General features: G+C 73.7%; 6 protein-coding genes. 4 read left to right on the top strand and 2 right to left on the bottom strand.

Features of this window, described 5'->3' with window-relative positions:
• Together ACFVH5_RS42140 and ACFVH5_RS42135 are read right to left on the bottom strand one after the other, a co-directional pair.
• The coding region (locus ACFVH5_RS42140) for a beta-ketoacyl synthase N-terminal-like domain-containing protein (protein WP_385838976.1) at positions 1 to 3,416 on the bottom strand (3,416 nt) is incomplete at its 3' end.
• Complete coding sequence (locus ACFVH5_RS42135; protein WP_385838975.1) at positions 3,413 to 5,296, bottom strand: AMP-binding protein; 1,884 nt, start codon at positions 5,294 to 5,296, stop codon at positions 3,413 to 3,415. The genes ACFVH5_RS42135 and ACFVH5_RS42140, both read right to left, overlap by 4 nt.
• Positions 5,297 to 5,595: 299 nt before the next feature.
• Here ACFVH5_RS42135 and ACFVH5_RS42130 point away from each other — a divergent pair, with 299 nt between their 5' ends.
• The 4 genes from ACFVH5_RS42130 to ACFVH5_RS42115 all read left to right on the top strand — a co-directional run bounded on the left by ACFVH5_RS42130 (position 5,596) and on the right by ACFVH5_RS42115 (position 9,504).
• Complete coding sequence (locus ACFVH5_RS42130) at positions 5,596 to 7,029, top strand: MFS transporter (RefSeq protein WP_385838973.1); 1,434 nt, start codon at positions 5,596 to 5,598, stop codon at positions 7,027 to 7,029.
• Positions 7,030 to 7,156: 127 nt separating this feature from the next.
• Positions 7,157 to 8,440 (top strand): PucR family transcriptional regulator, encoded by a 1,284-nt coding sequence (locus tag ACFVH5_RS42125; protein ID WP_385838972.1) that lies wholly within the window; start codon positions 7,157 to 7,159, stop codon positions 8,438 to 8,440.
• Positions 8,441 to 8,566: 126 nt separating this feature from the next.
• Positions 8,567 to 8,929: a DUF1304 domain-containing protein gene (locus ACFVH5_RS42120; RefSeq protein WP_385838971.1), complete on the top strand. Its 363-nt coding sequence runs from the start codon at positions 8,567 to 8,569 to the stop codon at positions 8,927 to 8,929.
• A complete protein-coding gene (locus ACFVH5_RS42115; protein ID WP_385838970.1) occupies positions 8,926 to 9,504 on the top strand; it encodes a TetR/AcrR family transcriptional regulator in 579 nt (192 codons plus the stop codon). Before ACFVH5_RS42120 ends, ACFVH5_RS42115 begins: the two co-directional genes overlap by 4 nt.
• Positions 9,505 to 9,586 lie beyond the last annotated feature (82 nt).

The following is a 9,586-nucleotide window of genomic DNA, read 5'->3' as shown; positions in this document are numbered from 1 at the left end:
GTGGTTGCTCGCGCCGTTCCCCGCGCCCCTGACGGGGCCTTTGGGTGCGGGTTCGATGTGGTTGCTCGCGCCGTTCCCCGCGCCCCTGACGGGGCCTTTGGGTGCGGGTTCGATGTGGTTGCTCGCGCCGTTCCCCGCGCCCCTGACGGGGCGTTTGGGTGCGGGTTCGATGTGGCTGGTCGCGCCGTTCCTCGCGCCCCTGTCGGGGCGTTTGCTCGCGGTGTTGGTGGGGTGGTCGCCAGTAGGTCCGTTACCACACTTAGCGTTGCCTGTTTCAGGAGCGTGGCTGGAGCCACGTCCATGTTGAACTCCTGTTGTATGGCTGTTCGTATGCGTACGGCCGTGAGGGAGTCCAGGCCCAGGGCTGTCAGGGGGGTGTCGGGGTCCAGGTGGTCGGGGGCGTAGCCCATCACCCCTGCCACGCACAGGCGGAGTCGGTCGAGCGGGGTCGCGGCGGGGCCCGGCGCGACCCGGCGCGGGGTCTCGGGCAGGATCTCCTCGCCCGCCCAGAAGCGGCGGTGGCGCCAGCGGGGTGACGGGACGTCCACGATGCGGCCCTCGGGGGCCAGCCCCTCCCGTGGCCGGGTCACGCGCACGCCGTGGACGAGCAGCGTAGCCAGCGAGGTACGGAAGCCCACCGCGTCGTCGGTGCCGCGGCGCAGTGTGGGGACCACCAGCGCGCCGTCCGCCCCCGCGTCGTTCAGCGTCTCGGTGAGCGGATGCGACTGCGTGGCGTGCGGGGCGACTTCGACGAAGACCCGGTGTCCGTCCTCGGCCGCCGCCCGCACGGCCTGGGCGAAGCGGACGGGGTTGCGCAGGTTGGCCGCCCAGTACGCCGTGTCGCAGGGGACGGCCTTCCGGGGGTCGTCGAGCGCTGTGGAGTAGCGACGGCAGCGGGGGGACGAGGGCCGGAGTTCGCCCAGCTCCTTGGTGAATTCCGGCAGCAGTGGCTCGACTTCGGGCGAGTGTCCGGCCGCGGACACCCCCAGCGAGCGGGCGAAGCCGCCGGCCTCGGTCACCCGGGCGACCAGTCCCGCGACGTCCTCGGCGGATCCCGTGACCACGCTCTGGGTCGGCGAGGCGTGCACGGCCACCTGGAGGGTCCTGAACTCCTGCGCGGATATGGGGATGTCGGAGGCCGGGAGGTCCACCACGGCCATGGCTCCGCCCCTCAGGCGGGCCAGTAGGCGGGAGCGTACGGCGACTGTGCGGGCGCCGGTCGCCGGGTCCAGTTCGCCGGACACGACCGCCGCCGCGATCTCGCCGAGCGAGTGGCCGATGACGGCGGCGGGTTCCAGACCGTACGAGCGCCACAGTTCGGCGAGGGCGACCTGGATGCCGTACAGGACGGGCATGACGGTGGCGGGGGTCGACAGGTCGGCGTCGGGGCGCAGTCCGGCGCGCAGCGAGAGGTCCGCGTGTTCACGCAGGAGGGGTTCGAGGCGGTCGACGGCCGCCGCGAACACGGGTTCCGCCGCGAGGAGTCGGCTGCCCATGCCCGGCCACTGGGAGCCGTAGCCGGAGAAGACCCACACCACCGGTCCTGGTCCGCCGGGGGGTCCGTGGCCCGTGATCAGGTGGGGCGAGGGGGCGCCGTCGGCGAGGCTAGTGAGTGCGGTGACGGTCTCCGTGCGGTCGCTGGTGACGAGGGCCGCGCGGTGCCGGCCGCGGCCGGTGCGGCCCGCGAGGGTACGGGCGAGGTCGGCGTCGCGGACGCGTCGGCTGCCGGGGGTGTCGAGCCAGGCGGCCAGTTCTCCGGCGTAGGCGCGCACTCGGTCGGTGGTCGGGCCGTCGAGCAGGAGCAGCGCGGGCCGCTCGGCGGTCCCGGCCGCGGGCGGCCTCGTACGGGTGGGGCGGTGTTCGGTGAGGACGGCGTGGGCGTTCGTGCCGCCGAAGCCGAAGGCCGAGACGCCCGCGGTGGCGGTGCCCGAGTAGCGGGGCCAGGGTTCGGGCGAGGTGACCACGCGCAGCCCGAGCGCGTCGAGGTCGGCGTGCGGGCCCGGCCGGGTGAAGTGCAGTTGGCCGGGGATCTCGCCGTGGTGCAGGGCCAGGACCGTCTTGACCAGGCCCGCGATACCGGCGGCGGCCTCCAGATGGCCGAGGTTCGTCTTGGCGGAGCCGATCAGGAGGGGCTGTTCCGGGGCGCGGTCACGGCCGAGCACGGCACCGAGGGCGCTCGCCTCGATCGGGTCGCCGAGGGCGGTGCCGGTGCCGTGGGCCTCCACATAGTCGACGCTCGCCGGAGCGGTGTGCGCCTCGGCGAGGAGGGCGCGCTGGGCCTCGGCGTTGGGGGCCGTGAGCCCGTTGGAGCGGCCGTCGGAGTTGACGGCGGTCGCGCGGATCACCGCCAGGACGCGGTCGCCGTCGCGGTCGGCGTCCGTGAGCCGTTTCAGGACGACGACCCCGCAGCCCTCGCCGCGTACGATCCCGTCGGCGGCGGCGTCGAAGGCCTTGCAGCGGCCGTCCGGCGCGAGGGCGCCCGCGCGCTGGAAGCCGAGGGTGACGGCGGGGGTCAGGAGCAGGTTCGCTCCGGCGGCCAGTGCCGTGTCGCTCTCGCCCGACATCAGACTGCGTACGGCGTGGTGCACGGCGACCAGCGACGACGAGCACGCCGTGTCGACGGACAGGCTGGGTCCGCGCAGGTCGAGCGCGTACGACAGGCGGCCCGCGGCGACGCTGAGGGCGGCGCCGGTGGCCGTCCAGGCGTCCACGGCACGGGGGTCGGCGGTCGTGAGGTGCGCGTACTCGTTGCCGCTGATGCCCACGAAGACACCGGTACGGGTGCCCGCGAGCGTGTCTGCGGAGAGGCAGGCGTGGTCGAGGGCCTCGCGGGTGACCTCCAGGAGCATGCGGTGCTGGGGATCCATGGCGGTGGCCTCGTGCGCCGGGATGCCGAAGAACTCGGCGTCGAAACCGGCGACGGCGTCGAGCCCGCCGAGGAAGGCACCGTGCCGGATCACCTCGTCCGGCAGTTGTGCCGGGTCCGGTACGAAGGGGTCCCAGCGGCCCTCGGGAAGCGTGCCGACGGCGTCCTGCCCCCGGGTGAGGAGCCGCCAGTAGGTGTCGGCGGAGGTGACACCGCCGGGGAAGCGAGAGCCCACGCCGACGACGGCGACAGCGACCCTGGGGGCGGCGGAGGCAGCAGGTGCTGGGGCGGGGTCGGGGGTCGTCGTCGGTTCGTCCTCGGCCAGGTACGTCGCCAGCGCGTCGATCGTCGGCGCGTCCCACAGCAGTGTGTCCGGCAGCCGCCGGCCCGCCAGTTCGCCCAGCGCGGCCGTCAGGGCGAGCGCGTCGCGCGAGGTCAGACCGGTCTCGGCCAGTGGCCGGTCGTCGGTCAACTCGCCCGGCGGCAGGCCGTACCAGCCGTGCAGCCGTTCGGCGACCAGCGCGCGGACCGCCGTGCGTGACGCGCTCATCGGGGCCCGAACCCGCCGTCGAGGAACCGTGTCCGCGTGGCCGCGCGGGACACCTTGCCGCTGCTCGTGCGCGGCACGGAGCCGGGTGGTACGAGCAGCAGTGCGCCCAGGCGCAGCCCGTGCCGGGCCGAGACGGCGGCACGTACGGCGCGTTCGGCGGCGCTGCTGTCCTCCGCCGTCGGGCCGGCGTCCCGCCGGTGCTCGGCGACCACCACGAGTTCCTCGCCCACGGCGTCGGGCCGGGTCACTCCGAAGGCGGCGAGATGGTCCCGGCGGACCAGGGGGACGACCGACTGCACGGTCTCCTCGATGTCCTGGGGGTAGTGGTTGCGCCCGTCCACCACGAGTACGTCCTTGAGGCGGCCGGTGACGAGCAACTGCCCCTCGTGCAGAGCGCCGAGGTCGCCCGTCCGCAGCCAGTCCTCCCCCGCGCCGAAGCCGAAGGTCTCGGCCGTGAGTCCGGCCTGCTTCCAGTAGCCGAGGCCGATGTTGGGTCCGCGCAGCTGGATCTCTCCGACGTGCCCGGCCGGCAGTACGCCGCCGTCGGCGCCGGCGATCCGCAGTTCCTGCCCGACCGGGGTGCCGCACGCGACCAGCACGGTCGGCTCCGTGTGTCCGTCGTCCGCCGTCGTCAGCTCGATCCGCCCCGCCGCGAGGGCGTCGGCCCGGCAGGCGACGGCCGCAAGGGGTTCGTCCAGGGGGCTCGCGGTCACGAAGACGGTGGCCTCCGCGAGGCCGTACGCCGGGCAGTGCGCCGTGGGGGCGAGGCCCGTCGGCGCGAAGGCCCTGCGGAAGCGTTCCACCGTGCCGGCCCGTACCGGTTCGCTGCCGTTGATGAGCACCCGTACGCGGTCCAGGCGGAGTTCGTCGACGTCCTCGGGGGCCGTGCGGGCCACGCAGTAGTCGTACGCGAAGTTCGGGGCCGCGCTGATCGTGCCCTCGTACGAGCCGAGGAGGCGCAGCCAGCGGGCGGGGTCGCGGAGGAAGTCGGCGGGGTCCATGAGGACGGACGGGAAGCCGCCCACGACGGGGGCGGCGATGCTGAGGACGAGTCCCATGTCGTGGAAGAGCGGCAGCCAGCCCACCGTCGTGCTCGTGCGGGGGTCGGCGACGAACGCGTCCAGTGCCTGGCGGGCGTTGGCGACGACGTTGGCGTGGCTGATCATCACGCCGGCCGGGCTGCGGGTGGAGCCGGAGGTGTACTGGAGGTAGGCGATGTCGTCGGGCAGGGGCCTCGGTTCCGGGCTCGCTTCCGGGCCACCTTCCGGACTCGACTGCGGCTTCGGCTCCCGGCTCAGCCTGGGGTTCACCCCCGGGCTCGGCTCCCGGCTCGGCCCCGGTCGGCCGCCGTCGCCGTGCGAGCCGAACTCGTAGCGCCGGAGCGGAAGTTGATCGACGGGGATCACCGGGACGTCCGGGAGCCTGCGGTCCCGTACGAAGTCGCGGATCGCGGGGGTCGCGGTGGAGTCGGTGAGCAGACAGGCCGGTTCGCAGTCGGCGAGGACGGCCGCCAGCCTGCCTTCGTGGCCCGGGAGTTCGGGTCCGAAGAGGGGTACGGCGATGACGCCCGCGTACAGGCAGCCGAGGAATCCGGCGACGTAGTCCAGTCCCTGGGGCAGGACGAGGGCGGCCCGTTCGCCGGGGGACGCGACGGTGGCGAGGCGGGCCGCCACCGCTCTGGCACGGGCGTCCAGGGCCCGCCAGCCGAGCGTGCGGTGCAGACCGCCGGAGGAGCTGTCGGGGAAGACGACATGGCTGAAGGCGCGCTGCTGCGGACGGTGTTCGGCCCAGTGCCTCAGATGGTCTGTGAGGGAATGGTCCGCGAGGGAGGCGTCGTCGGCGGCGGGCCCGGCGGAGTTCGTGGGGGCTCCGGAGGTCATGGCGGCTCCAACTGGGTCGGCGGCGGAGCTGATCGGGACGGCGGGCGGTGCCCGGTGGGGCGGGCACCGCCCGCGAACGGACACCGGTCCGGCGTGGGCACCGGCTTGGAGCGGTGACCCAGGTTCCGCCTGTGGGCCACCGGTGGGTTAGAGGACGTGCTGACAGTTCGACTCGCGCGTTCTGTCAGTTCCCTGACAAAAACACGGTGCCGGTTCCACGCCGTGGGCCAGAGCCCGGACACCCCCGCCCCGCCGACAATCCGTGCGGACGAACCGTGCGACGGCGGAAGGAGCGGCTGGTGGGACGTGCACGGCTGCTGGCGCTGTTCTCCCTGCTCACCCTGACCGGCTTCATCACGACGCTCGACAACACGGTCATCAATGTCGCCCTGCCGACCGTGCAGCGCGAACTGGGCCTGACGGTCCCGGACCTGGAGTGGGTGGCCGCCGGCTATGTACTCAGTTTCGGCGCACTGCTGCTGCCCGGCGGCCGGCTGACCGATCTGTGCGGACGCAGGCCGGTGCTGGCCGCCGGGATCGTCGTCTTCACCGCCTCCTCGGCGGCGTGCGCCCTCGCGGACAGCGGGGGCGCGCTGATAGCGGCCCGTACGGTGCAGGGGGTCGGGGCCGCGCTGGTCATTCCGGCCTCGCTCGCCGTCATCGCGGTGGACCTGCCCGCGCGGCTGCGTTCGACGGCCGTGGGTCTGTGGACGGCGGCGCTGGCCGTGGCGCTGGCGCTGGGGCCGGTGGTGGGCGGCTTCGTCACCGAACGGTGGGGCTGGGGCTGGGTGTTCGCGCTGAACGTCCCCCTCGGCGCGCTCGCCCTGCTGCTGATGCCGGCCGTGCCCGCCAGGTCCGCGCCCCGCCGCAGCGGTCTGGACGTGCCCGGCGTCCTGCTGTCCGTACTCGCGCTCTATCTGCTCACGTACGCACTCGTACGCGGCCAGGAACACGGGTTCACCGCCGCGCCCGTGCCGCAGTGTCTGACGGTCTCGGCGGTCTCCGTCTGCGCGTTCGTCCTCGTGGAGGCCAGGACCGCGCGGCCCCTCGTCGAACCGCGGCTGCTGCGCGACCGGTTCCTCACCGGCGGGATTCTCGCGCAGGTGCTGTGGGGCGTCGGCGTCAACGGGGTGTTCTTCTTCACCGCCCTGTACCTCCAGCGGGTGCTCGGCTTCTCCCCCACCGAGGCGGGGCTGGCCTTTCTGCCGCTGGCGGGCACGCTGCTGCTCGGGACGCCGGTGGCCGAGCGGGCGGCCCGCGCTGTGGGCGCCCATGTGTCGATCGCGGGCGGGCTCGGTCTGGTTTCGATCGGCCTGCTGTACGTCTCCGGCGTGGGCGCGGGGGCCGGGTACTGGGATCTGCAACCGGGGCTGCTGCTGATCGGCTGGGGGTCCGCGCTCACCACTCCCCTGACGGTTCGGTCCCTGCTGCGGGTCCCGCAGGACGGGATGGGGATGGCGACGGGCCTGGTGAGCGCGGCGCGCGAGGTCTCCGGGGTGTTCGGTGTGGTCCTGGTGGGTGTGGTCCTCACCCGGCGCGAGCGGGCCGGACTGCGGTCCGGGGCCGATCCGCGCGACGCCTTCCTGGAGGGGTACGACCTGGGGCTGAGGATCGCGGCGTGCTGTGTGCTGGCGGGCGCGCTGGTCACCTTGCTGACGCTGCGCCGCCGTGGCCGTCATCGACGTCCACGGCGGGTCGTGGCGCGCTCCAGGACTCCCCTGGTCATGAAGTGACGAACCCGCGGTTGTCGTGAAGTGACAAGTCCCGGGTGCGTCTCTGTCAGCCCGCGATGAAGCTGGGCGGAAAGCACGCGGGTAACGTCGATGTGCCCCACTTCCCGTGTGCGGAAGGAGCCGCCGCGTGAACGGATTCCGCATACCGGCGAGCGAGGCCGGGATGACGGCCTTGACCACCACCGCCACTGCCACCACCAGCGCCGCCACCGTCGCCGAAGCGGTGGACGGCCCCTTCAAGTCGTTCCCGTCGGGCCTGCACGACCAGCTCAGACCGTTCTTCGCCGACATCACCGAAGAGGTCGTACGGGCGATCAGGACCGAGATCCCGGAGTACGCGCGGCCGACGGACGACACGTACATGCAGGTCGTGCACCAGGGGGTGGAGCACGCCCTCCAGGGATTCCTGCAGCGGATGGCCGAGCCCGACAGCGACGGGGAGCCGGTGCGGGCGACGTATCAGCGCATCGGCCGGGGCGAGGCGGACGAGGGGCGCAGTCTCGACGCGTTCCAGTCGGCCCTGCGTCTCGGCGCGCGGGTGGCCTGGCGCCGCATCAACGCCCTGGTCGACGCCGAACTGCTGCCGCGTCACGTGCTGGCCGCGTTCGGGGAGGCGCTGTTCCTGCACCTCGACGAGATGGCGGCCGCGACGACGACCGGGTACACGGAGGCGCGGCTGCACGCGGCCGGCGAGCTGCGGCAGCGGCGCACGCGGCTGATCGATCTGCTGATCGTGGATCCGCCCGCGTCGGTCGCGGCGATCACGGAGCTGGCGCGCACCGCGCAGTGGCCGGTGCCGCGTTCGCTGGCGGTGGTCGTCATCGACCGCGGGGCACGGGCCGCGGGGCCGCCGCCCATCGTGGCACCGGAGTTCCTGGCACGGTTCGACGTGCAGCCCGCCGTGCTGGTGGTGCCCGATCCCGAGGGCCCCGGGCGGGCGCGTTCCGTCGCGGGGGCACTGCAGGGGTTACGGGCCGCCATGGGCCCCAACGTCGCCCTTCAGGAGGGCGCGAGGTCGCTGCGGTGGGCCACCGAGGCGCTGGACCTGGCCCGGCGCGGGGTGCTGCCCGATACGCAGATGGTGCGCTGCCGGGACCATCTGGCCACGCTGCTGCTGTTCCGCGACGAGGCCCTGGTGGACGCGATGGCCGACCGGCATCTGCGTCCGCTGGACGGCGTGCGGCTGCCGCAGCGGGAGCGCCTCGCGGAGACGCTGCTCAGCTGGCTGCAGTGCGGGCACAACGCGAGCGAGGTCGCCGCGCGGCTCGCCGTCCACCCGCAGACGGTCCGCTATCGCATGCGCCAGCTGGACGAACTGTTCGGCGACCGGCTCCACGACCCGACGGCCCAGTTCGAAATGCAACTGGCCCTGCGCGCACAGAACCTGCGACGGGCGGCGCCCACGCGGTGACGTCCACGGGCGGGCGCGGCGAACTCCCGGGGTTTCCTGGACAGCCGTCCATGTACAGTGGACACCTGTCCAGAAAACATGGACACCTGTCCAGGATGTTCCTACCCCCTGAAGGAGCCCACCCCCATGCAGACGCTCGCGAATGTGCTGGTCGGCCTTGTCGCCGCTCTGCACGTGTACATCCTCGTCCTGGAGATGTTCCTGTGGGAGCGGAAGCCGGGGCGCGGGCTGCACGGGTTCGATGGGGAGATGGCTCGGGCCACCGCCCCGCTCGCCGCCAACCAGGGGCTCTACAACGGGTTTCTCGCGGCCGGGCTCATCTGGGGGCTGATCGCCGACGACCCGACGGGGTTCGCCGCCCAGGTCTTCTTCCTGGTGTGCGTGGTCGTCGCGGGCCTGTACGGGGCGGCCACCGCCAACCGGCGCATCCTGTTCGCACAGGCCCTGCCCGGCGCACTCGCCCTCGCCGCCGTCCTCGTCGCCCGGTGACCTCCGACCCCCGGGCCGAACGCACACGGGCCAAGCTGCGCCGGGCCCTCCTCGACGAGTGCGCCCTGCGGCCGCTCACCGAGGTCGGCGTCGCGTCGCTGGTGCGCGCGGCCGGGGTCGGGCGGGCCACGTTCTATTTGCACTACGCCGACCTGGAGGCGCTGGCCGTCGACGCCTGCGCCGACGTCGTACGCGATGCCGTGGACGCGCTGCACGCGTGGCGGGGCAGGCCCGATCCCAGGGCGGCGCCGGACGCCCTGCTCGGATTCTTCGCGGGGCTGTCGGCGCACGCCCCGCTGTATCGCGCGCTGTTGGCGCCGGGGGGTGGGGGGCCGCTGGGGCGCGTCCTCCATCAGGACCTGCGCGCCCGCAGCCTCGCCGAACGCGAACTCGCCTGTGCGCCGCAGGCGCCGCTCGTCGCCTCGGCGGTCGCCGCGGCCTTCGCGGGCGTCCTCGCGGACTGGCTGCACGGCCTCGTGGAGGGCTCCCCGGAGGAGATCGCACACAAGGTATGGCGGTTGCTTGTCGCGCTGCACGCGGTGCGGTGGGAGGGGGCGGGGGCGGGTGACGGATGAGATTCGGCTGCGGCTCCGGTGGGGGCCGTTCGCGCAGTTCCCCGCGCCCCGTGAGGGGGGGCGGGGGACTGGGCCGCGAGGG

The sequence above is a fragment of the Streptomyces sp. NPDC127119 genome (assembly GCF_042677425.1).
Lineage (GTDB): Bacteria > Actinomycetota > Actinomycetes > Streptomycetales > Streptomycetaceae > Streptomyces.
The sequence above is the reverse complement of the archived record's forward strand: the minus strand, read 5'-3'. Positions and strand labels throughout refer to the sequence as shown.